This is a genomic window from Streptomyces sp. NPDC051207, from assembly GCF_040682395.1.
In the GTDB taxonomy this organism is placed as follows: Bacteria; Actinomycetota; Actinomycetes; order Streptomycetales; family Streptomycetaceae; genus Streptomyces.
The window spans coordinates 1-26,737 of sequence record NZ_JBFBAX010000043.1 but is presented as its reverse complement, the minus strand read 5'-3'; the positions used below and the strand labels follow the sequence as shown (position 1 = coordinate 26,737).

The following is a 26,737-nucleotide window of genomic DNA, read 5'->3' as shown; positions in this document are numbered from 1 at the left end:
TCATCTGCCGTCCAGCGGCCTCCCGCCCGGCGGTTTCCCGCCCGGGGATCCGTCGTCGGGAGGTCCGGCGTCCGTGCGGCCGTCGGACTCGTGGAGCTCGAACCAGATGCTCTTCCCCTCGCCGCGCGGTTCGACCCCCCACGCGTGCGCCAGCATCTCGATCAGCAGCAGGCCGCGGCCGGAGGACGCCAGCTCGCCGGGGCGGCGTTTGTGCGGCAGGTCGTCGCTGGCGTCGGTCACCTCGATCCGCATGCGGCGCCGGCCCGTGTTCCCGGAGATCTCGGCGACCATCAGGGCGTCGTTGTCGGTGTGCACCAGGACGTTGGTGAGCATCTCGGACAGCAGCAGCACGGCGGAGTCCACCTGGTCGGGCGAGGCCCAGTCGTGCAGCAGCTCGCGCAGTTGCTGGCGGCCCGCCGCGATCCGCTCGGGCTCGTCCTGCGCGACCGTCAGCATCGTGCGGCGGATCCGGTGCGGCACGGTCGCCGTGCTGCCGCAGCCGCAGCCGTCCCCCGGGCGGCACAGCAGCATCAGCGCGATGTCGTCCTCGCGCCGGTCGGCCAGCGGCCCAGTGGTGTGGTGCGAGGACGGCCCGTGCACGGCCTGCACGAGCGAGTCGGCGAGCGCCTCCAGGTCGCCGTCGTGGTCCTCCAGGACCGCGCGCAGCCGCTGCCAGCCGCTCTCCAGGTCGTGACCGCCGGTCTCGATCAGGCCGTCGGTGCACATCAGCAGGGTCTCGTCGGGCTCCAGCACGAGCCGCGTCGTCGGATAGTCGGCGTCCGGGTCGATGCCCAGCGGCAGCCCGCCCGACGTCGTCCGGGTCAGGACCGTGCCGTCCGCCATGCGGATCGCCGGGTCGTGGTGCCCGGCGCGGGCGACCTCCAGGACGGCGGTCGCCGGGTCGACCTCGACGTAGAGGCAGGTGGCGAAGCGCGGGTCTGAGGGGTCCTCCTCGGCGTACGCGATGCCGTTCAGAAAGCGGGAGGCGCGGGACAGCACGGCGTCGGGGCGGTGGCCCTCGGAGGCGTAGGCGCGCAGGGCTATGCGCAGCTGGCCCATCAGGCCGGCCGCCCGCACGTCGTGTCCCTGCACGTCGCCGATGACCAGGGCGAACCGTCCGCTGGGCAGCGGGATCACGTCGTACCAGTCGCCGCCGACCTGGAGGCCGCCGCCGGTGGGGACGTAGCGCGCGGCGACCTGCATGCCGGGTATGCGCTGTGCGCCGAGCCGGGGCAGCATCGAGCGCTGGAGGCCGTCGGTCAGGGCCCGCGCGGTGTCGGCGGCGCCCGCCCGGGACAGAGCCTGCGCCAGCATGCGGGCCACCGTGGTCAGCACGGACCGTTCGTCGGGCGTGAACGCGACCGGGTACGCGAAGCCCGCCATCCAGGCGCCCATCGTCCTGCCGCCCGCCGTCAGCGGCAGGAACGCCCAGGAGCGGCGGCCGAAGCGCTCGGCCAGCGGCCAGGTCAGCGGGTAACGGGACTTGTACTGCTGGGGCGAGGACAGGTACACGGCACGGCCGGTGCGCACCACCTCGGCGGCCGGGTACTCCGTGTCCAGCGACATCTCCATGAACGGGTTCTCGGCGCCGGGCCGGTGCCCGTGGTGGCCGATGACGGTCAGCCGGTCGCCCTCGACGCCGAACACCGCGAGGCCGTCCGGCGAGAACCCGGGCATGGACAGGTTGGCCGCGACCCGCAGCACCTCCTGCGTCGAGCGGGCCTCCGCGAGCGCGCGGCCCGCGTCCAGCAGGAACGCCTCACGTGAGCGGCGCCAGTCGCCGGTGACCGTGCTGCGCCCGGCCGGGGTGCCCGGCGCGGGGTCCGTGACCTCCTGGAGGGTGCCGATCACCTCGTAGGCCCGGCGGGCGCGGTCGAAGGACGGCTTGGAGCGGCTGCGCACGACGCGGACGACCCGGCCGCGCTCGTCCATGATGCGGATGCGGACCTCGGCGACGGTGCCCTCGGCGGTCGCCAGCTGGATGACGCCGATGATCTCGTTCCAGTCGACGGGGTGCAGCCGGGCGCGTACCTGGCCCTCCGTGAGGCTGACCGGCTCGGCGGGCAGCCCGAGCAGCCGTGCGGCCTCGGCGTCGGCCGAGACGAGCCCGGTGGCGGTGTCCCAGTGCCACACCCCGGTGGCCAGGGCGGCGAGGACCTCGCCCACGGCGGGCAGGGGCTCACCAGTGCGCATTGCCCCACTTTAAGAAGACGTGTACGAAAGCCGCCACCGTGAGGGCGGGCAGACCTGTTCCACCGGCCGGGAATGGTGGGGTGGCGATCATGGGCTGCCCGGTACGCTGGGGGTGTTTCACGTGAAACGTGCCCCCGATCCGCGAAGACTGGATGAACGACGATGCATCGGTACAGGTCCCACACCTGCGGCGAGCTCCGCGCCTCTGACGTCGGCACCGACGTCCGGCTGAGTGGCTGGCTGCACAATCGGCGCGACCTGGGCGGCATCCTCTTCATCGATCTGCGCGACCACTACGGCATCACCCAGCTCGTCGCCCGTCCCGGCACGGCCGCGTACGAGGCTCTCGACAAGCTGACCAAGGAGTCGACGGTCCGCGTCGACGGCAAGGTCGTCTCGCGCGGCGCCGAGAACGTCAACCCGGAGCTGCCCACCGGTGAGATCGAGGTGGAGGTGGGCGAGGTCGAGCTGCTCGGCGCCGCCCAGCCGCTGCCCTTCACGATCAACACCGAGGACGGGGTCAACGAGGAGCGGCGCCTGGAGTACCGCTTCCTGGACCTGCGCCGCGAGCGCATGCACCGCAACATCATGCTGCGTACGGCGGTCATCTCGGCGATCCGCCAGAAGATGACGGCGCTGGGCTTCAACGAGATGGCGACCCCGATCCTGTCCGCGACGTCCCCCGAGGGCGCCCGCGACTTCGTCGTCCCCTCCCGCCTGAACCCGGGCAAGTTCTACGCCCTGCCGCAGGCGCCGCAGCAGTTCAAGCAGCTGCTGATGATCTCCGGTTTCGACCGCTACTTCCAGATCGCGCCCTGCTTCCGGGACGAGGACGCGCGCGCGGACCGCTCGCCGGGCGAGTTCTACCAGCTCGACGTCGAGATGAGCTTCGTCGAGCAGGAGGACGTCTTCCAGCCGATCGAGAAGCTCATGACGGAGCTGTTCGAGGAGTTCGGCAACGGCCGTCACGTCACGTCCCCCTTCCCGCGCATCCCGTTCCGCGAGGCGATGCTCAAGTACGGCTCCGACAAGCCGGACCTGCGCGCCCAGCTGGAGCTGGTGGACATCACCGACGTCTTCGAGGGCTCGGAGTTCAAGGCCTTCGCGGGCAAGCACGTGCGCGCCCTGCCGGTCCCGGCGGTCCAGGACCAGCCCCGCAAGTTCTTCGACCAGCTCGGCGACTACGCCGTCTCGCTCGGCGCCAAGGGCCTGGCCTGGGTGCGCGTCGGCGAGGACGGCGGCCTGACCGGCCCGATCGCGAAGTTCCTCACCGAGGAGAACGTCGCCGAGCTGACCAAGCGCCTCTCGCTGGCCCCCGGTCACGCGGTGTTCTTCGGCGCGGGCGAGTTCGACGAGGTCTCCAAGATCATGGGCGCGGTGCGCGTCGAGGCCGCCAAGCGCGCCGGGCACTTCGAGGAGAACGTCTTCCGGTTCTGCTGGATCGTGGACTTCCCGATGTACGAGAAGGACGAGGACACCGGCAAGATCGACTTCTCGCACAACCCGTTCTCGATGCCGCAGGGCGGCCTGGAGGCCCTGGAGACCCAGGACCCGCTGGACATCCTGGGCTGGCAGTACGACATCGTCTGCAACGGCGTCGAGCTGTCCTCCGGCGCGATCCGGAACCACGAGCCGGAGATCATGCTCAAGGCCTTCGAGATCGCGGGCTACGACCGCGAGACCGTCGAGGAGAAGTTCGCCGGCATGCTGCGCGCGTTCCGCTTCGGCGCCCCGCCGCACGGCGGCATCGCGCCGGGCGTCGACCGCATCGTCATGCTGCTGGCCGACGAGCCGAACATCCGCGAGACGATCGCCTTCCCGCTCAACGGCAACGCCCAGGACCTGATGATGGGCGCGCCGACGGAGCTGGACGAGGCGCGGCTGAGGGAGCTGCACCTGACGGTGCGCAAGCCGCAGCCGAAGTAGCGGACGCGACAGGACCGACGCGACGGCGCCCGGAGTCCTCGGACTCCGGGCGCCGTCGTCTGTGCGGATTGCCGGTCAGGACAGGGACTTGTAGCCGCTCCAGCCCGTCGCGATGCGGGTGCGGGAGCCGAACGAGCCCTTGCCGTCGCCGTTGTTGCGCCAGACGTTGCCGCTGCTGTCACGGGAGACCAGGTCGGGCCTGCCGTCGTCGGTGATGTCGCCGACCCCGACCACGGCGTTGTACGAGCCGCCCCAGTCGGAGAAGACCTTCACCCGGGCCGCGAACGTGCCGTCGCCCCTGCCGTCGTAGCGGTAGAGGGAGTTGGCGGTGTCCTGGGCGAGCAGGTCGCCGATGCCGTCGCCGGTGAGGTCACCGACGCCGACGATCTTCTTGTAGCCCTTCCAGCTGTCGTAGAGCTTGACGCGGGAGGACAGGGTGCCCGTGCCGGTGCCCCGGTGGAGGTACACCGAGCCGGTCGACGCGACGCGCGTGATCAGGTCCAGGCGGCCGTCGCCGCTGATGTCGCCGGGCGAGGTGAGCTGGTCGTACTGCGTCCAGCCGCTGCTCGCCAGGGTCGTGTACGACGTCGTCGGCCTGACGGCCGCGTTGCAGCCCGGCTTGTACAGGCGCAGGGCGCCGCTGCTCAGCCGCACCAGGACGTCGTTGCAGCGGTCGCCGCTCAGGTCGCCGAACGGCACCGCCCTGACGGAGGTGTCCCAGCCGGTGCCGGTGGTCTTGCCGCCGAACGTGCCCGTGCCCGTGCCGTGCTGGTGGGTCAGGCCGCCGGTGGAGTTCAGGGTGAGCAGGTCGCCCCGCCCGTCGGGTCCGTCGGCGCCGGCGAAGTCGTGCCGCACGGTGAAGCCGTCGCCGAGCAGCACGTCGCCCGGGGGCACCGCCCGGGACGTACCGGCCCTGGTGTCGTACACGCCCGCCGAGGACGTGCCGCAGGCCCAGTACACCCAGCGGCCCGCGGCCTGCAGTTCGCTCGGGACGCAGGCCAGGCCCGGGACCGTCGCTGTGGCGAGGGTCTTCTGCCGCGTGAGGCTGTAGGAGGTGAGCCGGCCCGCGGTCGTCGTGGCGGACCACAGGGTGGGGCCGTTCAGGGCGGCGGCCCGCGCCGAACGCCTCAGCTGCTCGCCGTAGCCGAACCGACCGACGTACTGCATGGGCGACGCGCCGCCCGAGTCGTAGACGGCCCAGCCGTCGGACACGTCGACGATGTGGCCGCCCTCGGTGCCGAAGTGCAGGGTATGGCTGGACCAGGCGTCGCCCAGGGCGACCAGCCGGTCCTCGTTCGCCAGGCCGCTGCCGCCCTCGTCGCCGCCGTAGAACGTGTCGAGGTGGACGTCCTCCGGGTCGTGGCCGCTGTTGCCCCACAGCGCCGAGCAGTCGCTGCCCGGGTAGGGGCACACGGCCATCACCGAGTCGCCCGCCGTCGCGGCGGACGCGGTCAGCGTGGCGGCTCCGTCCGTCGTCAGGGTGCGTATCGACGTGGTGTCCATGCTGCTGCCCGGGGCGTCCTCGGCGACGCGCAGGCTGCCGCGGCTGAGCGCGAGGCCCTTCTTGGGGTTCTCCACCGCCGGGATCTGGTGCACCTTCGCCGGGGCGGCCGTGTCGCCGTCCACCCGCTGGAACCACCAGTCGGTGGCACCCGTGCCGCCCACCGCCAGCGCGTCGCCGCCCGGGCCCGCGACCACGTACGCGCCGGCCTTCGGCAGCAGCTCGCGTGCGGTGCCCTCGGTGAGCGACAGCGCGGTGAGCACCGTGCCGGACGAGGTGGCGCGGGGCAGCAGCACCTGGTCGCCGGTCAGCACCGGAGCGCCGTCCAGGGCGCCCTGGTAGGGAAGGGTGACGACCTGTGCCGGGCCGGACGGATCGCTGCGGGACTTCAGGCGCAGCGTGCCGCTCCCGGCGTCGTACCAGCCGAAACGGTCCTCGCTCAGCAGGAAGCGGGCCCCGGTGGGGGCCCCGGTCAGCGCCTCGGTGTTGACGGTCGTCGCAACGTCGATGTGGTGCAGGACGCCGCCGCGCAGGAACAGCACGCTGCCGGAGTCCGCCGCGACGATCTCCTTGTCCTGGATGTTCGCGAAGTCGCCCGTGATGGGCCGCACGCGGCGCTGCCCGCCGGGGAAGTCGATCAGGGCGTAGCTGGTGACGACGGTCCGGCCGGCGAGCGCCCGGTAGTAGCTGTTCTGGTCCTCCGTCCCGACGGTCGTCAGCTCGTCGGTCGCCGGGTCCCACAGCGTGACCGAGGTGGTGGGGTTCGCCGGCGGCAGCGCGACCAGGTCGGAGCCCGACCCGTACCAGGCCGTACGGCACTCCGAGCCGATGACGGTGCAGCCGGTGCCGGGCCGGTAGACGCCGGTGGAGGTCCGCACCGTGACGGTGGTGCCGTCGGCGTAGTCGGTCCACAGCATGCCGGGCACGCCGAGCTGCCGGTGCAGATAGCCCGTCCGACCCGCGACGTACGGCCGGGTGGTGCGCGGCGAGGTGGACGCCGGGTCGGTGAGCGTGATCCCGGTGGTGGCCGGGGTCGTGGCGGCCGGGGCGGTGGTGGCGGCCCGGGCCGGTGCGTCGCCCTGGATGACGACGACGGTGGACGCGGCCGCGACGGCGACCACGAGCGAGGAGACGACGGCGGCCAGACCGCCCCGTCCCGGGGCGTGTCTGCCCACGTACGTGTTCCCTCCCTGTTACTGCGGTGGTCAGCGGGCCACGAACTGCGTCAGGATCGCCTGCACCTCGTAGATGTCGACGCCCTTGGTGAAGGTCTTCTGGATCGGCGCGGCCGAACCGGACAGCCAGATCTTCAGCTCGGCGTCGAGGTCGAACGTCCCGGCCGTCTCCACCGCGAAGTGCGTGATGCTGCGGTACGGGATGGAGTGGTACTCCGTCTTCTTGCCGGTGATGCCCTGCTTGTCGACCAGGATCAGACGCCGGTCGGTGAACAGGATGGTGTCGCGGATCAGCAGGTAGGCGGCGTGGACCTGCTCGCCGTGGCCGAGCAGACGCGCGTACTCGTGCTGCGCCTGGGCCGGGTCGATGCTGTGCGCGTTGCCGAACAGTGCCATGGATGGTCCCCCCACGTGGCGCGAATCGTGCGCCGGGACGGACTCCCCGTCCGCCGCGACCGCACATGATCTTCGCAATGTACACGGCGGTCCGGGCTGCCCGTCCACCCCGGTACGCCCGGTTTCTACAGGTCCTCGCCCTTCAGGGACTCCTCCTCCAGGAGGCGTTCGGCGATGTCGGTCGCCCAGGGGCGGGTCCAGTGGCGCAGCGCCGCGACGGCTTGATCGTCCAGGCCGAGGGCGGCGAACTCCTGGTCGCCGAGGAGTTCGCTGCTCTCCAGGCGGGACTGGAGGTCGGCGAGGTCGAACGCGTCCCAGGCGTGCCGTCGGCCGAGCTCCTCCAGGTCGGGGAAGCTCCAGTGGGCCGCCAGGGCGTGTACGTCGGCCAGGTCGCGGGCGGTGCCCCGGTCGGCCACCGCGCGCACCTTGGTGCCGATCAGGTCGTCCAGGGACAGGGCCGGTCCGGGCCCGGCCGGGACCGGCGGGCGCCAGAGGGTCTCCTTGACGACGTCGACCGCGCGTTCCGTGTCCGTGGCGGGGTCGGTGACGAGCAGGCGCGTGGCGAGCGGGTCGGTCTCCAGCGGGCGGACCCGCCAGCCGCGCTCCACCAGGCCCTGTCCGACCTCGGCGGCGATCCGGGCCATCGGCTCCGGGCTCTGCGTCGCCGTCTCCACCACCACCCGGGGGTCCGCCAGCCGGCCCGCCGCCATGCCGTGCGCCTCCACGGCGCAGTCGCCGGCGAGCAGGAGCGGGAAGCGGGCGCCGGCGTCGAGGACGTCGGCGGGAAGCCGGGAGGGCGGGTGCCGGGAGGGCGGAGGCGGTGGGGTGAGCATGGTGTCCCGATTATGGTCCCCGCCGACCCGCCGTCCCGTGTGGCGCGTCCGTCACTCCGGCTCGCCGCCGAAGCGCTCCTTGTACTCGGCCAGGTCGTCGTCCGTGAGCTTGGCGAACAGCACCGGCGGCACCGTGAAGGGCGTACCGGCCGGTACGGCCGTCAGGGCCCGCGCCTCCTGCGGGGTGATCCAGGTCGCCGTGTCGCCCGGCAGCGTGAAGACCGACCGCATCGCCGCCGACGACGCCGGGATGAACGGCTCCGACACCACCGCGTACAGGCGGATCAGGTTCATCGCGGTCCGCAGGGTGAGGGCGGCGCCGTCCTTGTCGGTCTTGATCTCCAGCCAGGGAGCCTTCTCCTCCAGGTAGGAGTTGCCCGCCGACCACAGGGCGCGCAGCGCGGCGGCGGCCTTGCGGAACTGCAGCGCCTCCATCTGCGACTCGTACTCCGCGAGCAGCCCGGCGATCTCCTCGCCGAGCCGGGCCTCCGCCTCGCCGGGCTCGCCGCCGGCCGGGACCTCCTCGCCGAAGCGCTTCTTGGAGAAGGACAGGACGCGGTTGACGAAGTTGCCGAGGGTGTCGGCCAGGTCCTTGTTCACCGTGGCGGTGAAGTGCTCCCACGTGAAGGAGGAGTCGTCGGACTCGGGGGCGTTGGCGATCAGGAAGTACCGCCAGTAGTCGGCGGGCAGGATCTCCAGGGCCTGGTCGGTGAAGACGCCGCGCTTCTGCGACGTGGAGAACTTCCCGCCGTAGTACGTCAGCCAGTTGAAGGCCTTGACGTAGTCGACCTTCTTCCACGGCTCGCGCACGCCGAGTTCGGTGGCCGGGAACATCACCGTGTGGAACGGGACGTTGTCCTTCGCCATGAACTCCGTGTAGCGGACGGTGTCGTCGGCCTCGTACCACCAGGACTTCCAGTCGCGGTTCTCCGGGTCACGGTCCGCCCACTCCTTCGTCGCCCCGATGTACTCGATCGGCGCGTCGAACCACACGTAGAAGACCTTGCCCTCGGCCGCCAGGTCCGGCCACGTGTCGGCCGGGACCGGGACGCCCCAGTCGAGGTCGCGGGTGATCGCGCGGTCGTGCAGACCCTCGTTCAGCCACTTGCGGGCGATGGAGGACGCGAGCTGCGGCCACTCCTCCTCGTGGGCGGCCACCCACTCCTCGACCTCGTGCTGGAGCTTGGACTGCAGCAGGAACAGGTGCTTGGTCTCGCGGACCTCCAGGTCCGTGGAGCCGGAGATCGCCGAGCGCGGGTCGATCAGGTCGGTGGGGTCGAGCACGCGGGTGCAGTTCTCGCACTGGTCGCCGCGGGCCTTGTCGTAGCCGCAGTGCGGGCAGGTGCCCTCCACGTAGCGGTCCGGGAGGAAGCGGCCGTCGGCGGGGCTGTAGACCTGGCGGATGGCGCGCTCTTCGATGAAGCCGTTCTCGTTGAGCTTACGGGCGAAGTGCTGGGTGATCTCGACGTTCTGCGGGGAGGAACTGCGGCCGAAGTAGTCGAAGGCCAGCGCGAAGCCGTCGTAGACCGCCTTCTGCGCGTCGTGCGCCTGCGCGCAGAACTCGTCCACCGGCAGGCCCCGCTCCTTCGCGGCCAGCTCCGCCGGGGTGCCGTGCTCGTCCGTCGCGCAGATGTAGAGGACCTCGTGGCCGCGCTGGCGCAGGTAGCGGGAGTACACGTCCGCCGGGAGCATGGACCCCACCATGTTGCCCAGGTGCTTGATCCCGTTGATGTACGGAAGGGCGCTGGTGATGAGGTGTCGAGCCATGGTGTGGCTGCTCCCGGGTCGGTTGTTTGCGAACCTTGAAATCCTAGCCGACATGGGTGGGCCGCCCGCCTTCCGTTTCACGGGGTGGAAGGGGGCGGCCCGGGGTGGGTGAGGGTGCGGGGGCGGCTTGTCCGCGGCTTGTGTGCCGGACGGTTACGGGCGCCAGGACGCCAGGACGGCCTCGTACAGCTCGCCGTCCGTGAGCTCGCGCGGGGTTTCGCCCGCGAGGAAGTACGCCGTGTTCGGGGTCTTCAGCTTGCGGAGGTAGTCGAAGGCCTTGTTGTCCGGGGCGCCGAAGGCGACGAAGGAGAAGAAGACGCCGGGGTGGTTCTCCGCCGCGTCCGTGAGGGCCCGGGTGGCCGGGGTCTTGGCGTCGGGGGCGCCGTCCGTCTGGAAGATCACCAGGGCGGGGGTGTCCGGGGCGGTCTTGCCGTGCGTGGCGAGCACCTCCTCCACGGCCACGTGGTAGCTGGTACGGCCCATGCGGCCGAGCTCCGCGTGCAGGGTGTCGATCTTGTTCTCGTGGTCGGTGAGGGTGAGTTCGCCGGTGCCGTCCACTTCCGTGGAGAAGAAGGTGACGTGGACCTTGGCCTCGGGGTCGAGGTGGGCCGCCAGGGCGAGGGTCTGCTCGGCGAGGGCCTGGGCGGAGCCGTCCTTGTAGTACGGGCGCATGGAGGCCGAGCGGTCGAGGACGAGGTAGACCTTGGCGCGGGTGCCGGTGAGGTTGTTGGCCTCCAGGGCGGAGGCGGCGGCGTCGTAGGCGGTGGTGAGGGTGGCGGGGAGCGGGGAGGCCGACGGGGTGGTGGCGGCCAGTGGTTCCGGAGTGGGCTGCGGCTCGGGCTCCGGGGTGGCCTCGGGCTCTGCGGTGGCTGCCGTGGGCTCGGCCTCGGCTTCGGTCCGCGGCCTCGCTTCCGCTTCCGGCTCCGGGGTGGCCTCGGCCGCGGGGGCCTCGGGCTCGGGCGTCTCCGCCGTGACCGGCTCCTCGGCCTGCGGGGCTTCCTCCGTCGCCGGGGTGGTCCCGGGCTCGGAAGCCTCCTCTTCGGCCCCCGGTTCCTCGGTCTGCGGCGTCTCCTCCGCCACCGGGGCCTCCGGTTCGCGGGGCTCCTCCACGGCCGGGGTCTCGGTCGCGGCGGCTTCCTCGGCAATCGGGGCGGCCTGGGGCTCGGAAGCCTCCTCGGCCACCGGGGTGTCCGCCTGCGCGGGGTCGTCCGCCTGGGGGGCGTCCTCCGCCTGCGCGGGGTCGTCCGCCTGCGCGGTGTGCTCCGTCGCCGGGTGCTCGGCCTGTGCGGCGTCCTCGGTCACCGGCGCGTCCTCGGTCACCGGCGCGTCCTTGGTCACCGGCGCGTCCTCGGCCACGGGGGCGTCAGCCTGAGGGGTTTCCGTCTGCACGGCGTCCTCGGTCACCGGGGCGGTCTCAGCCGCGGGCGTCTCCTCCGTCGCCGAAGCCTCCTCGGCCCGCACGGCGCCCTCCGCCGCCGGGGTTTCCGCCTCCGAAGCCTCCTCCGCCACCGGGGCTTCCTCGGCCACCGGGGCGTCAGCTTGAGGGGTCTCCTCCGCCTGTGCGGCGTCCTCGGTCACCGGCGCTTCCTCGTCCACCGGCGCCTCCCCCGCAACCGGCCTCTCCGCCTCCGGGTCCTTCTCCGTAACCGGCGTCTCGCGCTCCGCCGACCCCTCCGCCGGCGGCGCCTCCGACTTCTCCGCCTCCGGCGTCACCTCACGCTCCGGCGTACGCGTTTCCGGCACCCGGGCTTCCTCCGCCCGCGCCCCGTCGACCGGGGCTTCCTCCGCCCGCGCCCCGTCCTTCGCCCTGCTCGGCCCAGGCACCGTCACGTTGTCGAAGGCCGCTGCCACCAGATCATGGCCGACGGGGCCGAGGTTCGTGGAGCGGGAGGTCTGGGGCGGAACCTTGGGTTCCGGGGCCGGGACCGGGACGTCCGGGGCTGTGGCCGTCGAGGCCGAGTCGGTGGCCGTCGGCTCAGACGGCGCCGCTGTCGTGTCCGAGGGTGTCGCCTCCGGCGCAGCACCCTCCGCCTCGGTGGTCCGTGCTTTGCGTGACCGGCCGAACGCGTTCCGCAGGAGAGTGAGAATGCCCATGTGCGCAACCCTTCGCGTGAGGTGATGCCCGTCAATCCCTGGCCAGGACGGACACGTAAGGTTAGCGGCCCTCGGCGGTGATCTTCGGCTGGGTCTGGAGTCCGGGCGGCCCTCTGTCAAGGGGCGGGATTCGGCCTCCCGCGCGCCCTTCGGCCCCGTCCGCGCACGTGGGCTATGGATACGACTGGTTCACCCTCAGTTCACCTCGCCGCCCGGCTGCCGCACATATGTGCGCCTACGGTCGCGCTGACACCAAGGAATCCCAGGGGAGTACAGAGTGCGCAAGCTGCTGCCGTTGATCGGAACGCCGTCCGGTTCTCATCCCGGCGGCCGGTCCGCCATGACCTGTCGTTTCCGGTGTGGGGACGCCTGCTTCCACGAGGTGCCCAACACCAGCGGCAACGAGTACGTCGGCGACGTCATCGCGGGCGCGCTCAGCCGCCGCTCGGTGATGCGCGCCGCCGCCGTCGTCACGGTCGCCGCGGCCGGGGCCGGCGCGGCCGGTGCCGCGGGCGCCCCGCAGGCGTCCGCCGCGCCCGCCGACGCCGCCGCCACGACGTTCCGCGGCGAGCGCAGCGCACGCGGCCTGCGCTTCGCGCCCGTCGCGCCGAACACCACCGACGCCGTCGTGGTGCCCGAGGGCTACGGCCAGAACGTCGTGATCCGCTGGGGCGAGCCGATCCTGCGCGGCGCGCCCGCCTTCGACCCGGAGAAGCAGACCGCGAAGGCGCAGGCGGGCCAGTTCGGCTACAACGTCGACTTCCTCGCGCTGCTGCCGCTGCACGGCGAGCGCGACCGGCAGCTCCTCGTGGCGAACCACGAGTACACCGACGAGGTCCTGATGTTCCGCGGCTACGACCCCGCGAACCCGACCCGCGAGCAGGTCGAGATCGCCTGGGCCGCGCACGGTCTGTCCGCCGTCGTGGTGGAGGAGGACCGCAGGACCGGCCGGCTCGCGGCCGTCCCGCGCCACCCCCTCAACCGCCGCGTCACCGCCACCACCGAGTTCCGCGTGACGGGCCCGGCCGCCGGTTCCGACCTGCTGAAGACCTCCGCCGACCCGACCGGCACCAAGGTGCTCGGCACCCTGAACAACTGCTCCGGCGGCACCACCCCGTGGGGCACCACGCTGCACGGCGAGGAGAACTTCAACCAGTACTTCGCCAACAGCAGCCGCGCCACGGACAAGCGGTACGGCATCGGCACCGGCCCGACCGAGCGCAAGTGGGAGCGGTTCGACAAGCGCTTCGACGTCGCCCAGGAGCCGAACGAGGTGCACCGGTTCGGGTACGTCGTCGAGTTGGACCCGTACGACCCGACGTCCACGCCCCGCAAGCACACCGCCCTCGGCCGCTTCAAGCACGAGGCCGCGACCGTGCGGCTCACCGACGACGGCCGCCCGGTGGTGTACTCCGGTGACGACGAGCGGTTCGACTACTTCTACAAGTTCGTCAGCAGCAAGCGGATGCGCAAGGGCAACTCGCGCGCCGTGCGCGAGCACAACCTGTCGCTGCTCGACGAGGGCACGCTCTACGTCGCCAGGCTGACCGGTGACTCCCCGGCCACCGACATCGACGGCTCGGGCAGGCTGCCCGCCGACGGCGAGTTCGACGGCAGCGGCGAGTGGATCCCGCTGGCCACCGCCACCGCCGACGGTGCCGTGTCGCACGTCGAGGGCATGTCCGCCGACGAGGTGTTCGTGTTCACGCGGCTCGCCGGCGACAAGGTGGGCGCCACGAAGATGGACCGCCCCGAGGACATCGAGCCCAGCCCGGTCACCGGCAAGGTCTACGTCGCCCTCACCAACAACTCCAACCGCGGCAAGGCCGGTTTCGCACCCGCCGACGAGGCCAACCCGCGGGTCAGCAACAAGCACGGGCACGTCCTGGAGCTGACCGAGCGCTGGAACCGCGCCGACGCCACGAAGTTCGCCTGGTCGCTGTTCCTGGTGGCCGGTGACCCGGGCGACCCGGCGACCTACTTCGCGGGCTTCCCGAAGGAGAAGGTCAGCCCGATCTCCTGCCCGGACAACGTGGCCTTCGACCCGTACGGCAACCTGTGGATCTCCACCGACGGCGCCCAGCTCGGCTCGCACGACGGCCTGTTCGGCGTGGCCACACGCGGTCCGCGGCGCGGTGAGCTGAAGCAGTTCCTGACCGTGCCGGCCGGCGCCGAGACCTGCGGCCCGATCATCCAGGACCGCCGTGTCGTGGTCGCCGTGCAGCACCCGGGCGAGATCGACGGCGCGTCCGTCGAGCAGCCCAAGAGCACCTGGCCCGACGGCCCGGGCACGTACGTCCGCCCGGCGGTCGTCGCCGTGTGGCGCGCCGACGGCGACGACATCGGCGTCTGACCGGGCCAAGGAGCCCAAGGAGTCAAGGACACCGAGGCGCGGGCCACCTGCCACAGGGGGCCCGCGTCTCGGTGTCCACCGGCGTCCTTCAGTCCTCGCCGTGCAGGGTGAGGTCCACGACGAGGGTCCGGTGGTCGGAGTCCGCGAGGTCGAGGAAGCGGGCGCGGTGCGCGGCGAAGCCGTCCGACACCAGTACGTGGTCGATCTGGACGCCGAGCGCCGGGGCCGTGCGGGACGGCCAGGTCGGGGTGCGGTCGGCGCCCGTCAGGCGGGTCGCGTCGCGCAGCCCGGTGTCGAGGATGCGGCGGAAGGCCGCGTGGTCCTGGGAGGCGTTGAAGTCGCCGGCGAGGATCGTGGGCGTGCCGGGGCCGGCGGCGGCGAAGTCGCGCAGCGCGCCGAGTTCCTCGCGCCACACGCCGATGTGGCCGGGCAGCGGGGGCATGGGGTGCGCGAGCTGGAGCCGTACGGCGTGGCCGCGCACGTCGGCGACCGCGCCCGGCATGCCCATGGTGCCGGGGACGCCCGGGGCGGCCCTGAGCGGGAAGCGGCTGAGGATGACGGAGCCCTGGGAACCGCCGCCCTCGACGGCCCGGCGGTGCGGGTGGCTGCCGGTGAGGTCGCGGCTCAGGATCGCGCCGCAGGTGTACTCGCACTCGGAGACGAACACCAGGTCGGGCTCCTCGCGCCGCACGGCGGCGACGAGTGCGGCGGTGCCCTGCCCGAACTCCACGTTGGAGGCCATCACGCGCAGCTCGGCGAGCGCGGGCCCGCCGGGGACGTCGGTCTTGCCGTACGGCTCGATGTACCAGGCGAGCAGCCCGAGCAGGGCGACGCCCCACGCGGCGCCGGTCCACCACCGGGCGAACAGCGTCAGCAGCAGGCCGAGACCGGTCGGCACCAGCAGCCAGGGCAGGAAGGCGAGGAGGTGCGGTACGGGGGTGACGGCGTCGGTGTCGGCGATGCGGCATCCCACGACGGCGCTCACGGCGGCGAAGAGCAGCGCGGCGAGCCATACGGGGGCGCGCCCGGCGCGTGTTGCGCCGGGCGCGGTCTGTTCGGCCGTCGCCATGTCCACGTTGTCCCCTCCCGCCGTGCCGGTACCCGGGGCGCGCACACCATCACCAGGTGCCGCCCCGCGGCACAACTGCCCACGGACCGCCCATGCACTCCGTCACGGACGGACCGCCCCCGGCGACGGTTGCCGGGGCAGGCGGCGGCGGCCGTGTCGCCCGGTCAGCCATGAGGCCGCCGCCACCGCCAGGCCCAGCGTGACCAGCAGCCACGACGCCGTGCGGAGTGTCGTCGTCAGGGCGTCGTAGACCGCTCCCGCCGCCGGGCGGTGGAGTTCGTCCGGGAGGCCGGCGACCGTGAGGCGGCGGCCGAGCGCCACGGCGAGGGCGAGCAGTGCGCCGCCGAGGGCCGTGCCGAGGCCGGTGGCGGTGACCGCGCGGCGGCGGCACGCGGCGACGGCGATCCCGGCGAGGGCGAAGACGACCGCACCGAGCGGCAGCCAGAACGCGGCGACGTCCAGCACGTGGTACCCCTTCCGCAGCCGGTCCACCTCGTCGGCCGGCAGCACGGCGACCGCGGTGTGCTCGACCGGGATGCGATGCGCGAACGGCATGTGGTCGGCTGCCAGCCGCGCCTTGACCCGGGCCGTGACGGGCGCCAGGTCGACGGTGACGGCACGGCCCGCGGCGCGGTCGTCGCGCAGGGCGCGCAGCACCGCGCCGTGCACGGTCCGGTTGGTGGCGTCCCACGCCGTGCGGTACGTCTCGGTGCCGGTGAAGGAGCGCACCGCCTCGTGCACGAAGGGCTTGAACGTGCCGCGCGCCGGGTCCGCGCCGACCTCCGCCAGGATGTCGTCCCCGACGGTGTCCGCGACCGCGCCCCGCACGTCCGGGTCGGACGCCAGCGGCGCCATCGCGGCGACGTACCGCCCGGTGTCGGCCAGCCCGTACGCCGCCCAGGCCGCGAGCGTGCCGAACGGCACGAGCAGGCAGGCCAGCGCGATCAGGGCCGCCGACAGGGCGTTCCGGACGCGCGGGCCGCGCGGGAGCGGGAGGTGCGGAGGACGGGGGCGCACGTTGTCAGCCAAGGCCGCGGTGGCGCGCGACGCGACCGGGAGGCGTGCAGATGGGCGCACGGGGGGTGCGGATGGGCGTACGCGCCGGTTGCGCCGGCCCGAACCGGCGTCGACAGGAGCGGCGGCATCGACCTGGGGTCGACGGGAGCGGGCGGGATCGGCCCGGGGTCGACGGGAGCGTCGGCATCAGCTCCGCCGCCCACCCCGCGAGCCCAGCCGGCACCGCCGAGCCCAGCCGGCACCGCCGGGACCAGCCGCCCGCCCCGCAAGCCCAGTCGGCTCCGCCGCCCGCCCGCGAGCCCGTCAGCCCACGCGCTCGTCCTCCGCGTTCTCACGCACGCAGTACCGATAGAACAGCACCGCGAAGGAGCCCGCCGCGACGGCCAGCGCGAGCGTCGCGGACCGCAGTACGCTCGTGCCGGTCTGGCTGATCAGGAAGCCGGTCGCGGTACCGGTGAAGCCCGCCCAGAGCAGTGCGCGGGGTTCACGCTTCAGCCGCGGCGCCACGGCGCGTACGGCGGCGTACCCGGCCATGAAGGCGAACGCCGTCAGGAAGCCGAACAGCAGGTTCCAGCCGGTGACGGGTCCGCCGCCGCGCCGGTTGGCCGCGGCCCAGTAGCCGAAGACCAGCCCGAGCACCAGGGGCAGCGCCCACGCCATGCCCGTATGGGCCCGTGCGCCGAAGATGTCGGTGGAGGCGGCCGTGCCGCCCTTGCTGCGCTTCCCGCGGGACGCGGGAGCGGCGTGAGCCATGAGAGGACTCCTTCCTCCTCGCCCCCGCCTACCAGCGGACACCTGCCACCCGCCACCGTCAACTCGGCGGCGGGCTCCGCCGGGAGGGGATGCGGGACGTGCCGCCGCGTGTTTCGCTGGGGCCGTGAGCGACGGCGGCCAGGGCCTGCGCGTCCGGTACCCGCGGGCCGGGCGCCGGGACGTCGTGCGGGCGCAGTCGCTGCTGAGGGTGCGCGGCCGGAGCGTCGCGTGGCTGCCGCCGCTGCTGCTGCTCGTGCTGATCATCGCCGTCGACGCCGTCACGCCCGGGAGCTTCCGCATCATCACCTGGATCGTGCTGGTGCCGGGCACCGCCGCCACGATCTGCCGGGTGTGGACGACGGCCGGGTACGCGCTCCTGGCGGTGGTGAGCTACATCGTGGTGGACGGCGCCTGGCCGGACCAGTACCAGGCGGGCCTGGCCGACTTCGTGCTCGTCGCGCTGGGCGGCGTCCTCGCCACGCTGGCCTGCGCGATCCGGCTGCGCGGCGAGCGGCGCATGATCCACATGCGGGACATCGCCGACACCACCCGGCGGACCGTGCTGCGCCCGCTGCCGCCGGGCTGGGGAGGTCTGGAGCACGCGGAGGTCTACCTCACCGCGGACACCGACGCCCGCGTCGGGGGCGACTTCTACGACATCCAGCCGGGCCCGCACGGCACACGCGTCCTCCTCGGCGACGTACAGGGCAAGGGGCTCGGCGCGGTGGAGGCGGCTGCCGCGCTGCTCGGCACGTTCCGGGAGGCCGGGTACCACGAGCCGTGCCTCGCCACGGTCGCCGACCGCCTGGAGACCCGGATGCAGCGGCACCGGCAGCACCTCAGGGCGCTCGGCCGGCGTGACGCGGACCGGTTCGCCACGGCCGTGCTGCTCTGCTTCCCGGCGAAGGGGGACGGTGTGGTGGAGGCCGTCGTGTTCGGCCACGAACCCCCGCTCGCGGTCGGCGCCGGCGGCGTGCGGTCCCTGCCGGGCTGCGGCGCGCTGCCGCTCGGCCTCGCCGAACTCGACCCGGCCCCGCCGCCCGTGCACCGCGTGCCCGTCGCCCCGGACGAGACGCTGCTGCTGTTCACCGACGGGGTGACCGAGGCCCGCGACCGCGACGACGTCTTCTACCCCCTGGAGGAAGAGGTGGCGCGGGCCGTCGCCGCCGACCCGCGGGCGGCCGACCCGCACCGCCTGGTGGCGCTGGTCCGCGACGGCACCCTGCGCCACACCCGCGGCCGGCTCACCGACGACACCACGGTGTTCGCGGTGCGCCCGGCACCCGGCGAGAACCCCGAACGAGGACGTTTGCAGGCCTGAGCCCCTCCCCCGCGGCCGCAGCGGCTACGGTGCTGGCGTACGTGATCGACAGGGGGAGGGGACGATGCCCGCAACCGTGCTGCTGCTCGCGGCCTCGCCGGTGGGCCGGGGCCGGCTGGTGGACGCCGCGTCCGTGCTGCCCGTCCTCGCGGCCGTCCCGCCCGCCGTGCTGTCCGGCGCGGACACCGCGAACGTCGTCGAACTCGCCGACCCGCTCGAACCGCAGGCCGTCCTGACCCGGCTGCGCGCCGCCGCCGCGGCCCCCGGCCCGCTCACCGTGTACGTCACCGGGCAGCTCCAGCTCGACCGCCGCCAGCGGCTGCCCCATCTGGCGCTGGCCCGCACCACCCCGGCGACCGTCCGCTACACCGCGCTGCCCTGGCACTGGATCCGCGAGGAGCTGCGGCTGCGGCCGGCCGGCACGACGACGCTCCTGCTCGACCTGCATGCGGACCCCGAGACCTGGCAGTGGCTGCGGTCGCGCCCCCTGGACTGCGGCCGCAACAACGCGGTCTACGGCCGGGTCGCCCCGCCCCCGGCCCGGCGCGCGGTGGCGCAGCCCGCGTACATGAAGGCCGTGGCGACGATCCTGCGCAGCGGGTTCCGGCCGCCGCCGGACCAGCTGCATCTGGAGGCGCTCGCCCGCACCGCGCCCGAGAGGACGGGGACCGACCTGGTGCTGACCACCCCCGTGCCCGCCCCCGGCGACCCGCACGCCGCGATCAGCGCCGCCGTGCGCGCCGGCCGGCACGGCGACGCCGACGCGCTCGCCGCCCGGCACGAGCAGACCGCCGTGCAGGCGCACGGGCCCGGGTCGGAGGAGGCGCTGCACTGGGCCGAGGTGCGGGCGGATCTCGCCATGTTCGCCGGGGACGCGGCGCGCAGCTGCCGCACCTGGATGGCGATCGCGTCGGCGCGGCTGGCGGCGGGGCAGACGCCGGACGCGCCCGCCGTGGAAGCGGCCGTGGACCGGGCGCACCACCAGTGGGGGCAGGTCGGGGACGCGGCGACGGCCCGGCGGCTGGGGCAGGAGCTCGCCGCACTGCGCGGCCGGGTGCCCGGGCGGCGCGAGGGCGCGCTGGACCACGTCCGCCGCCAGCTGGACCAGCTCCAGACGCAGGACTGACGGCCGCGGTGCCGCGGGAGGCGCCGTTCACTCGTTCGGCGGTGTTCACCGCGGTCCGTCCGCCGCACGGCTGATATCCACGAAGCAGGGGGAAGCCGCCACCGACCGAAGGAAGGGCCGCCCATGGCCACCACCCTCGCCATCGACTTCACCCGAGGACTCGACGACGCCTGGTCGAAGATCGCCACGTTCGTGCCGAAGCTGATCGGTTTCCTGGTCGTCCTGGTCATCGGCTGGTTCATCGCCAAGATGATCACCAAGGTGCTGGACCGGGTGCTGCGCAAGGTCGGCTCCGAGCGCCTGTCGGAGCGGGCCGGTACCGCCCGGATGCTGCAGAACTCCACGTACGACCTGACCGGCATCGTGGCGAAGATCGTGTACTTCGCGCTGATGCTGATCGTGGTCCAGCTGGCGCTCGGCGTCTTCGGCCCGAACCCGGTCAGCGCGATGATCAACGGCATCGTCGCCTGGCTGCCGCGCGGCATCGTCGCCGTCGTGCTCGTCGTCGTCGCCATGGCCATCGCCAACATGGTCCGCTCGATCGTCCAGGGCGCGCTGTCGTCCGCGTCGTACGGCACCACGGTCGCCACGGGCGTGTGGGGCGCGATCGTCGCGCTCGGTGTGGTCGCCGCGCTCGGCCAGGCCGGCATCGCGGAGAACGTCGTCCACTCGCTGCTGATCGCCGCGCTGGCCACCGTCGCGGGCATCCTGATCGTCGGTGTCGGCGGCGGCATGATCACGCCGATGCGGGAGCGCATGGAGCGGATGCTGTCGGCGGCGGAGGAGGAGACGAGCCGCCGCAAGGGCAGCATGGCCGCCTACCAGGCGGGCCGGGAGGACGCGATGCGCCACCAGCCGGCCGGTGAGCGCACCGAGAGCACCGGCGGTGCCACCGAGATGCGCGGCGGTGGCGGCGGCATGGACCGCCCGTCGGACATGTGACGCACAAACCCCTGCCGGGCCGTGGGGAGCGGTCCGGCAGGCGGTTTCCGCATGCCGTGGTGTGCCGGGGGCGGCGGGCCGTGCGGCCGTCGGCTCAGGCGACGTCGCCGGCGGTGCTGCGGCTGCCGCCGTCCTCGTCGCCGGAATCCGCGCCCGCGCGGGTCTCGGTCCCGGCCAGCAGGTCGTGCTGCCGGACCAGCCAGCTGATCGCGGTCAGACGGCACACCGCGTAGTCGTGGCCCACGGGCTCGCGCCAGTCGATTTCGGCGAGCGCGTCGAGGAAACCCAGGGCGTAGTCGGTGAGGTCCTCGCGGCACGGTGGCGGCGGGACCAGCCCCGGGTGGTCCCCCGACAGGCGCTCCCGTATCTCGGCCACGTGCTGGTCCACGGCGGCCGTGAAGGCAGGCTCGAACGCGAACTCCGCGAAGCGGGGCCCGTACGTGCTGCTGATCTTGGCCAGGGGGGACATGCGTCCCACCGTAATCAGGACACCGGGGAGCAGAGCACCGGGTTTGCCATGATTTACGTCACGAGGGACGCGCCGCGCCCGCGTACTGGGCCGCCTGCGGCCCGGGTTCCTTCGCTCTGGCCGAGCCGGTGTGCGCCGCCCGATCAGGTCGCCGCCGACGCCGTTGTGAGGGGCGGTGCCGGCCGTGGCGGGGATGCCGAATCGGGCGCCGGCCGTGGCGGGGATGCCGAAGCGAGCCGGGGTGGGTCGGGGCACGCCGGTCGGGGTGCCGCGCGGGTGCAGTCCCGGGGCCAGAAGCGGTGGCCACGTCGCGTTTCGCCTCCGAGGGCTCGGGTAGTCGGCCCTCGTTCCAGGGGGGTGGACGGTGTTTCCGGCCGGACGTGCCCGTGTCGTGCGGGGCGCCCCGGGAACCCGGTCGACGTTGCACAGACCGTGGTGAGTGAAGGAGGCGGTAGCCGTGCCGAGGGACGACCGTCACGGCGCCCCCGGCGACGACCCCGGTCCGCACGGCGCTCGGGGCGGCTACGAGCCGGGAGCCCACGGTGCGGTCCCGGAGCTGGACCAGGACCGGGCGCGCGCCGCCGACCTGATCGCTTCGACCCTGCGGGGCGCCGCACCCGGGCAGGTGCCGGAACTGCTGTGCGTCGTCGCGGTCGCGCTGCTGCCGGTGAACGGCGCGAGCGTGTCGCTGCGCGGCGACGGCATGCCCGCGCAGCTCAGCGCGAGCAGCCCGCGGGCCGCGCACCTCGCCGACGTGCAGGCCACGCTGGGGGACGGCCCCTGCCAGTGGGTGCTGGAGACGGGGGAGCCGGTCTTCGCCCGTGACCTGAGCCGGGGCGGCGACGCGGGCCGTTGGCCGGTCTTCGCGGAGGCGGCCACGGCGGCCGGCGTACGGGCGGTGTACGCGCTGCCGCTCGGCTTCGACGACGTGTGCGTGGGCACGCTCGACCTCTACAGCGAGACACCCGGTGAGCTGACTGAGCGGCAGCGGCGCACGGCCGAGATCGTGGCCGGCGCGATGACCGTGGCGCTGATGGCGCTGCCGCGCGGCGAGGAGCACGAGGCGGAGGGCACCCCCTGGCTGAACGGCCTGGCCGCGGACCACGACGAGGTCCACCACGCCATCGGCATGATCATGGCTCAGCTCGGGTTGGGCGCCGACGACGCGCTGGCCCGGCTGCGCGGGGACGCCTTCGCGCAGGGCCGCACCGCCCTGGACGTGGCACGGGACGTGGTGGCGCGCCGCAAGAAGTTCGAGCGGGACTGAGCGCCCAGGCGGCGGGACCCGGGCACGCGGCGCCGGGTTCCGGGCGGGCGCCGACTCACACCAGCGCACGCCCCCGCTTCCTGACCTCCGTCAGGCGCTGCGCCCCGAGGTCGGCCACCGCGCGGGTGATCTCCGAGTAGACGTCGCCGAGTCCGCCGTACGTGACGCTGACCGCGTCCTCGCCGACGCGGACCGCCGCGGCCTCCAGTGTGAGGACCGCCGGCCGGCCGTCGGCGTCCGTGCCGGTCAGCGTCACCCGCAGGCCCTGGCGGGCGTCCCCCGCCTCCGGCAGCGGCACCTCCGTGACCCTGACCTCGGCCGTCCCGCCCCGCTCGGAGGTGGCCGCGAAGTGACCGCACCGCTCCGGCAGCGCCCGCAGCCAGTCCAGCGTGCGGTCCAGGTCCGGTACGCGATGCGAGGTGACCTGGTAGCGGAGCTGGGCGTCGGTGTCCATGTCGTCCAGGGCCGCGACCGCGCGCGGCCCGCCCGGGGCGCCGAGGAGGTCGTCGGCGTAGAGGGCGTCGAGGAGGCGCCGGCAGTCCGCGTCGCGGGTGGTGGCCTTGAGCAGCCCGTCCCGCCAGGTCGCCACGCCCCGGGTGGGCACCCACGGCCCGCCCAGGTCGGTGTCCGTGACCAGCGCGGCCCGCGCCTGCGCCCCGGTGAGGCCGGGTGGCGCGGCCGGTTTCGTGGGAGCCACCGGGGTCTGCTCGGCGGCCGGGGACGCGGGGGAGGCGGACGACGAGGGCCGGGCGGGCGAGGTGGGCGAGGCCGGTGAGGCGGACGGGCGGGGCCCGGACCGGAGCCGGTCGGTTCCGACGGCCGAGCAGGCGACCGCGGTCAGCAGTGTGGCCGCCGACAGGGCCCACGCGACGAGGACACGAGCGGCCGGGGAACGGTTCATCGACTGCCTCCTTGACGGCCTTCCAAGATCGGGTACGCCCTTACACGGCACCACCGGGCCCGCCCGCCCACCAGTGCGCGGCGCCGTCCGGGTGAGCCACCGGGCCACCACCGGGCAGGGGCACCGGGCGGGGCCACCGGGCGAGCACTGGGCGGGGCCATCGGGCGAGCACCGGGCGGGGCCATCGGGCGAGCCCCGACGGCGCCAGGCACCCGCCCGGTCGTGGTGCACCGCAGCATCGTCGGCAGCATCGAACGGGCGATCGCCCACCTCCTCGGGGAATACGGCGGCGCCTTCCCGGCGCCGGGCGAGCTGCCCGGCGAGGAGTTGCTCCGCCGGATCGCGCGACGGGTCCGGGGGACCACCTTGGGGGAACCCGCGTAAGGTCCGACGTGTACGTCGTCATCGTCGCCGACACAGAGACCCGGGGCCCGGCAGGTACCCGAGGCCCACCGGACGCCGATGGCCACCGCCCGGCCCCGTGGAAGGAGAGGCCGCCGTGACGACCGACCAGCCAGGCCCGCAGAGCGACGGCCGGCCCATCCCGGTGATCATCGACTGCGACACAGGCATCGACGACGCCCTCGCCCTGCTGTTCGCCGTCCGGCACCCCGGCCTCGACCTGCGGGCCGTCACCTGCGTGGCCGGGAACACCGACGTCGACGGCGTCGTACGCAACACCCTGACCGTGCTGGAGCAGGCCGGCGCCCCGGAGATCCCGGTCGCCCGGGGCGCCGAACGCCCGCTGATCGAGGCGGTGCGCACCGCGCGGCACGTGCACGGCCACGACGGCATGGGCGACCTCGGCCTGCCCGCCCCACCCGCGCCCCCGCCGACGTGGACGCGGTGACGCTGCTGCACCGCGAGATCCTCGCCTCGCCGCGCCCGGTCACGCTGATCCCCACCGCGCCGCTGACCAACATCGCGCTGCTGCTGCGCACCCACCCGGACGTCACCCGGAACATCGAGCGGATCGTGTTCATGGGCGGCGCGGTGTCCGGCGGAAACGCCACGCCCGTCGCCGAGTTCAACGTCTGGCACGACCCGGAGGCCGCCGCGATCCTGCTGACCGCCGGGGTGCCCGTCACGATGTACGGCCTCGACGTGTTCCGGCGCGTGATCGTGCCGGGGCCGGACCTGCGCCGGCTGCGGGCGAGCACCGAGCCCGGCACCCGCCTCGCCGGTGAACTCCTCGCCCGCCGCGGGCCGGTCACCGACGCGTCGGACCCCGGCGGCGGTCTCGGCGACGCGGGCGCGGTGTGCGCGGTCGCGGACCCGGGGGGCCTGACCACGCACCGCCTGCCGGTCGAGGTGTCCCTGGCCCCGGGCCCGGCCCGCGGCCAGACGATCGTCGACCGCCGCGCGCGCCCGGGTGAATCGGAACTCCACGAGGGCGTGCGCGAACAGGCGCTGGTGGACGTGGCGCTGGACGTGGACGTTCCGCGCTTCGTGAGGCTGTACCTGGAAGCGGTGGAGCGCTAGCCGATCGGGCGGACCGGGTCGGCTCAGTCGGCCTCGGCCGGCCGCACCGCCCACCGCTGTTCCACCCTGGCGACCTTCCAGTACGACACCGCCGCCGCCCACACCACCACGAACAGCCCGACGATGACGTAGCCGACGCTGTCGAGGTCGATGCCGGCGATCCAGCTCGTCACGGCGTCGCTGAGGTCGAGCTTCTCGTGCAGTACGCCGACGAGTTCGATCGTGCCGATGAAGAACGCGACGGCGATGGACAGGCCGGTGATGGTGAGGTTGTAGAAGACCTTGCGGACGGGGTTCGAGAACGCCCACTGGTAGGCGAAGTTCATGAACGTGCCGTCGAGCGTGTCGAACAGGCTCATGCCGGCCGCGAACAGCAGCGGCAGGCACAGGATCGCGTACCAGGGCAGGCCCGCCGCCGCGCCCGAACCGGCCATCACCAGCAGCGTGACCTCGGTGGCGGTGTCGAAGCCGAGCCCGAACAGGAAGCCCAGCGGATACATCTGGCCCGGCCGGGAGATGGACCTGGTGAGGCGGCCGAGAATGCGGTTCATGAAGCCCCGCGAGTCCAGGTGCTGCTCCAGCTTCCTCTCGTCGTACTCTCCCGCGCGCATCGCCCGGAACACCTTCAGGATGCCGAGCAGCGCGACCAGGTTGAGGGCGGCGATGAGGTAGAGGAACGTGCCGGAGATCGTCGTACCGAGGACGCCGAGGGCCTGGTGGGTGCCGGAGTCCTCGTCCATGACCCGGCCGGCGAGGCTCGTGCCGCCCGCGACCAGACCGGCCAGCAGGACGACGACGCTGGAGTGGCCGAGCGCGAACCAGAAGCCCACCGACACCGGCCGCTTGCCGTCGGCCATGAGCTTGCGGGTGGTGTTGTCGATCGCGGCGATGTGGTCGGCGTCGAAGGCGTGCCGCACGCCGAGGGTGTAGGCGGTGATGCCGAGGCCGATGCCGAAGGCCTTGGAGCCGACCTCGTAGTGGGCGGGTACGACCAGCAGGAACAGGACGCCGAAGGCGACCACGTGCAGGGCGGCGATCACGGCCAGCAGGCCGGCGGTCCTGAGGGTGTCCTCCCGCCGCCAGCGGAACGACGTCGCGGAGGCCGTCGTGGCGGTCGTCGGGGCAGGGTCGGGCAGGGTCATCCGGTCACGCTCCAGCACCTCGTGGATCAGTTCGTGAGATGCCGTGGCCGGTCTCCTGGCTTACGGGTCGTGCGTTCGCGGCCCGCCTTCCCGGCCGCCGTGCGGTGGCCAGTGGCTGCCCCTCGTGGGGCGTGGGACGCGAACTCCCCGATCACAGTGGCGAGGGCCGCTCCGGCCTGGGCCCGTCGGTTCCCCGACGGACCGTCACCGGCTTCCCGAACACCACGGCGCGCCCACGGTAGGCCCTGCGGGGCACCGCTGCATAGCTGCACAGCTGCGCAGGTATTCAAGATCACATGGGGCGGGGTGAGGGTTTTAACGAGGTGGGCGGGGGCGGAGAGGTGAATGGGGGTTGGAGGAGGTGGGTGAGGCCGGACGAGGTGGGTGGGGCTGGATGAGGTGGGGTTGGTACGGCGAGGGGGCGGACGGGAGGGCACCTGCGAGGATGACCCCATGCATCTCGTCCCGGCCGACCGCGCCGACCGGCGTGCCATCGACGGCCACCGGGTGTGCGACGCCATCGCCGCGATCGGCGAGCCCGGACACGTCCGCACCTGGGCCGACCGCTTCTCGCTCCTGGCCGACGCCAAGCGGCTCGCGCTGCTGCTCGCCCTGCACCGCACCGGGCCGCTGGCGGTGTCCGACCTGGCGATCGCGACCGGCATGAACGACCCGGCGGTCTCCCAGGCCCTGCGGCTGCTGCGCGCGGCCGGGGTGGTGCAGGGCGAGAAAGAGGGCCGCGTGGTGCGCTACCGGGTGGTGGACGAGGAGATACGGGCGCTGCTGACCCATTGCGAGGCGAACCGGGGGCGCTGAGGGGGCGGGCACGGGTGCCTCCGGCGGCCTGTGCGGGTTCGGTGGGGGCGCGCGTAGCGCGGTTCGCTCGGTGGGTGGGGCGGGGCCGCGCCGGGGGGTGTCCGTCCTCGGAACGGCGCGGAATCGGTGGGCCGTGAAGGGACCGGCGCGGACGCGCCAACCGCTGCGGGCGGACACCCCCCGACACGGCCCCT

General features: G+C 73.6%; 20 protein-coding genes, 1 pseudogene and 1 riboswitch. Of the genes and pseudogenes, 9 read left to right on the top strand and 12 right to left on the bottom strand.

Features of this window, described 5'->3' with window-relative positions; all coding sequences use genetic code 11:
• Positions 1 to 2,193 carry a SpoIIE family protein phosphatase gene (locus AB0M97_RS28375; RefSeq protein WP_365963830.1) on the bottom strand — a complete coding sequence of 731 codons (2,193 nt, stop codon included), beginning with the start codon at positions 2,191 to 2,193 and terminating at the stop codon, positions 1 to 3.
• A gap of 162 nt (positions 2,194 to 2,355) precedes the next feature.
• Here AB0M97_RS28375 and aspS point away from each other — a divergent pair, with 162 nt between their 5' ends.
• Positions 2,356 to 4,119 (top strand): aspartate--tRNA ligase, encoded by a 1,764-nt coding sequence (aspS, locus tag AB0M97_RS28370; RefSeq protein ID WP_365963829.1) that lies wholly within the window; start codon positions 2,356 to 2,358, stop codon positions 4,117 to 4,119.
• 75 nt (positions 4,120 to 4,194) lie between these two features.
• Here the strand turns inward: aspS and AB0M97_RS28365 are convergent, their stop codons facing one another.
• The 5 genes from AB0M97_RS28365 to AB0M97_RS28345 form a co-directional block, all read right to left on the bottom strand.
• Positions 4,195 to 6,795 carry a VCBS repeat-containing protein gene (locus tag AB0M97_RS28365; protein WP_365963828.1) on the bottom strand — a complete coding sequence of 867 codons (2,601 nt, stop codon included), beginning with the start codon at positions 6,793 to 6,795 and terminating at the stop codon, positions 4,195 to 4,197.
• Positions 6,796 to 6,825: 30 nt separating this feature from the next.
• Positions 6,826 to 7,191 carry a PH domain-containing protein gene (locus AB0M97_RS28360; RefSeq protein WP_365963827.1) on the bottom strand — a complete coding sequence of 122 codons (366 nt, stop codon included), beginning with the start codon at positions 7,189 to 7,191 and terminating at the stop codon, positions 6,826 to 6,828.
• 125 nt (positions 7,192 to 7,316) lie between these two features.
• Positions 7,317 to 8,024: a nucleotidyl transferase AbiEii/AbiGii toxin family protein gene (locus tag AB0M97_RS28355; protein ID WP_365963826.1), complete on the bottom strand. Its 708-nt coding sequence runs from the start codon at positions 8,022 to 8,024 to the stop codon at positions 7,317 to 7,319.
• A 51-nt stretch (positions 8,025 to 8,075) separates the two neighbouring features.
• Positions 8,076 to 9,791 carry a methionine--tRNA ligase gene (gene metG / locus AB0M97_RS28350; RefSeq protein ID WP_365963825.1) on the bottom strand — a complete coding sequence of 572 codons (1,716 nt, stop codon included), beginning with the start codon at positions 9,789 to 9,791 and terminating at the stop codon, positions 8,076 to 8,078.
• Between the two features lie 153 nt (positions 9,792 to 9,944).
• Complete coding sequence (locus tag AB0M97_RS28345) at positions 9,945 to 11,885, bottom strand: VWA domain-containing protein (protein WP_365963824.1); 1,941 nt, start codon at positions 11,883 to 11,885, stop codon at positions 9,945 to 9,947.
• Between the two features lie 277 nt (positions 11,886 to 12,162).
• Here AB0M97_RS28345 and AB0M97_RS28340 point away from each other — a divergent pair, with 277 nt between their 5' ends.
• A complete protein-coding gene (locus AB0M97_RS28340; RefSeq protein ID WP_365963823.1) occupies positions 12,163 to 14,238 on the top strand; it encodes a PhoX family protein in 2,076 nt (691 codons plus the stop codon).
• A gap of 88 nt (positions 14,239 to 14,326) precedes the next feature.
• Here the strand turns inward: AB0M97_RS28340 and AB0M97_RS28335 are convergent, their stop codons facing one another.
• The 3 genes from AB0M97_RS28335 to AB0M97_RS28325 all read right to left on the bottom strand — a co-directional run bounded on the left by AB0M97_RS28335 (position 14,327) and on the right by AB0M97_RS28325 (position 17,077).
• A complete protein-coding gene (locus AB0M97_RS28335) occupies positions 14,327 to 15,307 on the bottom strand; it encodes an endonuclease/exonuclease/phosphatase family protein (protein WP_365963822.1) in 981 nt (326 codons plus the stop codon).
• 102 nt (positions 15,308 to 15,409) lie between these two features.
• A complete protein-coding gene (locus tag AB0M97_RS28330; RefSeq protein WP_365963821.1) occupies positions 15,410 to 16,324 on the bottom strand; it encodes a hypothetical protein in 915 nt (304 codons plus the stop codon).
• 303 nt (positions 16,325 to 16,627) lie between these two features.
• Positions 16,628 to 17,077, bottom strand: coding sequence for a hypothetical protein (locus tag AB0M97_RS28325; RefSeq protein ID WP_365963820.1), 450 nt, complete (start codon positions 17,075 to 17,077; stop codon positions 16,628 to 16,630).
• Positions 17,078 to 17,222: 145 nt separating this feature from the next.
• On the opposite strand from AB0M97_RS28325, the gene AB0M97_RS28320 reads away from it, so the two are divergent.
• From AB0M97_RS28320 to AB0M97_RS28310, 3 genes are all read left to right on the top strand, one after another.
• Positions 17,223 to 18,398 carry a PP2C family protein-serine/threonine phosphatase gene (locus AB0M97_RS28320; RefSeq protein ID WP_365963840.1) on the top strand — a complete coding sequence of 392 codons (1,176 nt, stop codon included), beginning with the start codon at positions 17,223 to 17,225 and terminating at the stop codon, positions 18,396 to 18,398.
• A 64-nt stretch (positions 18,399 to 18,462) separates the two neighbouring features.
• Positions 18,463 to 19,524, top strand: coding sequence for a hypothetical protein (locus AB0M97_RS28315; RefSeq protein WP_365963819.1), 1,062 nt, complete (start codon positions 18,463 to 18,465; stop codon positions 19,522 to 19,524).
• Positions 19,525 to 19,647: 123 nt separating this feature from the next.
• Complete coding sequence (locus AB0M97_RS28310) at positions 19,648 to 20,466, top strand: hypothetical protein (RefSeq protein WP_365963818.1); 819 nt, start codon at positions 19,648 to 19,650, stop codon at positions 20,464 to 20,466.
• Positions 20,467 to 20,560: 94 nt separating this feature from the next.
• On the opposite strand, the gene AB0M97_RS28305 is transcribed toward AB0M97_RS28310, so the two are convergent.
• Positions 20,561 to 20,935, bottom strand: a complete 375-nt coding sequence (locus AB0M97_RS28305; RefSeq protein ID WP_365963817.1) for a DUF6401 family natural product biosynthesis protein — start codon at positions 20,933 to 20,935, stop codon at positions 20,561 to 20,563.
• A 457-nt stretch (positions 20,936 to 21,392) separates the two neighbouring features.
• Here AB0M97_RS28305 and AB0M97_RS28300 point away from each other — a divergent pair, with 457 nt between their 5' ends.
• Entirely contained in the window at positions 21,393 to 22,202 is an 810-nt protein-coding gene (locus tag AB0M97_RS28300; RefSeq protein WP_365963816.1) for a GAF and ANTAR domain-containing protein, read from the top strand.
• 55 nt (positions 22,203 to 22,257) lie between these two features.
• Here AB0M97_RS28300 and AB0M97_RS28295 read toward each other — a convergent pair whose 3' ends face one another.
• Complete coding sequence (locus AB0M97_RS28295; RefSeq protein ID WP_365963815.1) at positions 22,258 to 23,103, bottom strand: hypothetical protein; 846 nt, start codon at positions 23,101 to 23,103, stop codon at positions 22,258 to 22,260.
• Positions 23,104 to 23,325: 222 nt separating this feature from the next.
• On the opposite strand from AB0M97_RS28295, the gene AB0M97_RS28290 reads away from it, so the two are divergent.
• Positions 23,326 to 23,487: a hypothetical protein gene (locus AB0M97_RS28290; protein WP_365963814.1), complete on the top strand. Its 162-nt coding sequence runs from the start codon at positions 23,326 to 23,328 to the stop codon at positions 23,485 to 23,487.
• A gap of 115 nt (positions 23,488 to 23,602) precedes the next feature.
• A pseudogene (locus AB0M97_RS28285) lies at positions 23,603 to 24,585 on the top strand (nucleoside hydrolase).
• 23 nt (positions 24,586 to 24,608) lie between these two features.
• Here the strand turns inward: AB0M97_RS28285 and AB0M97_RS28280 are convergent.
• Positions 24,609 to 25,727 (bottom strand): HoxN/HupN/NixA family nickel/cobalt transporter, encoded by a 1,119-nt coding sequence (locus AB0M97_RS28280; protein WP_365963813.1) that lies wholly within the window; start codon positions 25,725 to 25,727, stop codon positions 24,609 to 24,611.
• 27 nt (positions 25,728 to 25,754) lie between these two features.
• A riboswitch (cobalamin riboswitch) is annotated at positions 25,755 to 25,969 on the bottom strand.
• Positions 25,970 to 26,180: 211 nt separating this feature from the next.
• On the opposite strand from AB0M97_RS28280, the gene AB0M97_RS28275 reads away from it, so the two are divergent.
• A complete protein-coding gene (locus AB0M97_RS28275) occupies positions 26,181 to 26,543 on the top strand; it encodes a metalloregulator ArsR/SmtB family transcription factor (RefSeq protein ID WP_365963812.1) in 363 nt (120 codons plus the stop codon).
• The last annotated feature ends 194 nt before the right edge of the window (positions 26,544 to 26,737 follow it).

Bases quoted from the DNA above. Each gene is read 5' to 3' on its own strand.
- AB0M97_RS28345 (WP_365963824.1), bottom strand. From the start codon at position 11,885: ATGGGCATTCTCACTCTCCTGCGGAACGCGTTCGGCCGGTCACGCAAA.
- AB0M97_RS28275 (WP_365963812.1), top strand. From the start codon at position 26,181: ATGCATCTCGTCCCGGCCGACCGCGCCGACCGGCGTGCCATCGACGGC.
- AB0M97_RS28360 (WP_365963827.1), bottom strand. From the start codon at position 7,191: ATGGCACTGTTCGGCAACGCGCACAGCATCGACCCGGCCCAGGCGCAG.
- AB0M97_RS28315 (WP_365963819.1), top strand. From the start codon at position 18,463: ATGCCCGCAACCGTGCTGCTGCTCGCGGCCTCGCCGGTGGGCCGGGGC.
- metG (WP_365963825.1), bottom strand. From the start codon at position 9,791: ATGGCTCGACACCTCATCACCAGCGCCCTTCCGTACATCAACGGGATC.
- AB0M97_RS28335 (WP_365963822.1), bottom strand. From the start codon at position 15,307: ATGGCGACGGCCGAACAGACCGCGCCCGGCGCAACACGCGCCGGGCGC.
- aspS (WP_365963829.1), top strand. From the start codon at position 2,356: ATGCATCGGTACAGGTCCCACACCTGCGGCGAGCTCCGCGCCTCTGAC.
- AB0M97_RS28325 (WP_365963820.1), bottom strand. From the start codon at position 17,077: ATGGCTCACGCCGCTCCCGCGTCCCGCGGGAAGCGCAGCAAGGGCGGC.
- AB0M97_RS28355 (WP_365963826.1), bottom strand. From the start codon at position 8,024: ATGCTCACCCCACCGCCTCCGCCCTCCCGGCACCCGCCCTCCCGGCTT.
- AB0M97_RS28310 (WP_365963818.1), top strand. From the start codon at position 19,648: ATGGCCACCACCCTCGCCATCGACTTCACCCGAGGACTCGACGACGCC.
- AB0M97_RS28295 (WP_365963815.1), bottom strand. From the start codon at position 23,103: ATGAACCGTTCCCCGGCCGCTCGTGTCCTCGTCGCGTGGGCCCTGTCG.
- AB0M97_RS28305 (WP_365963817.1), bottom strand. From the start codon at position 20,935: ATGTCCCCCCTGGCCAAGATCAGCAGCACGTACGGGCCCCGCTTCGCG.
- AB0M97_RS28375 (WP_365963830.1), bottom strand. From the start codon at position 2,193: ATGCGCACTGGTGAGCCCCTGCCCGCCGTGGGCGAGGTCCTCGCCGCC.
- AB0M97_RS28280 (WP_365963813.1), bottom strand. From the start codon at position 25,727: ATGACCCTGCCCGACCCTGCCCCGACGACCGCCACGACGGCCTCCGCG.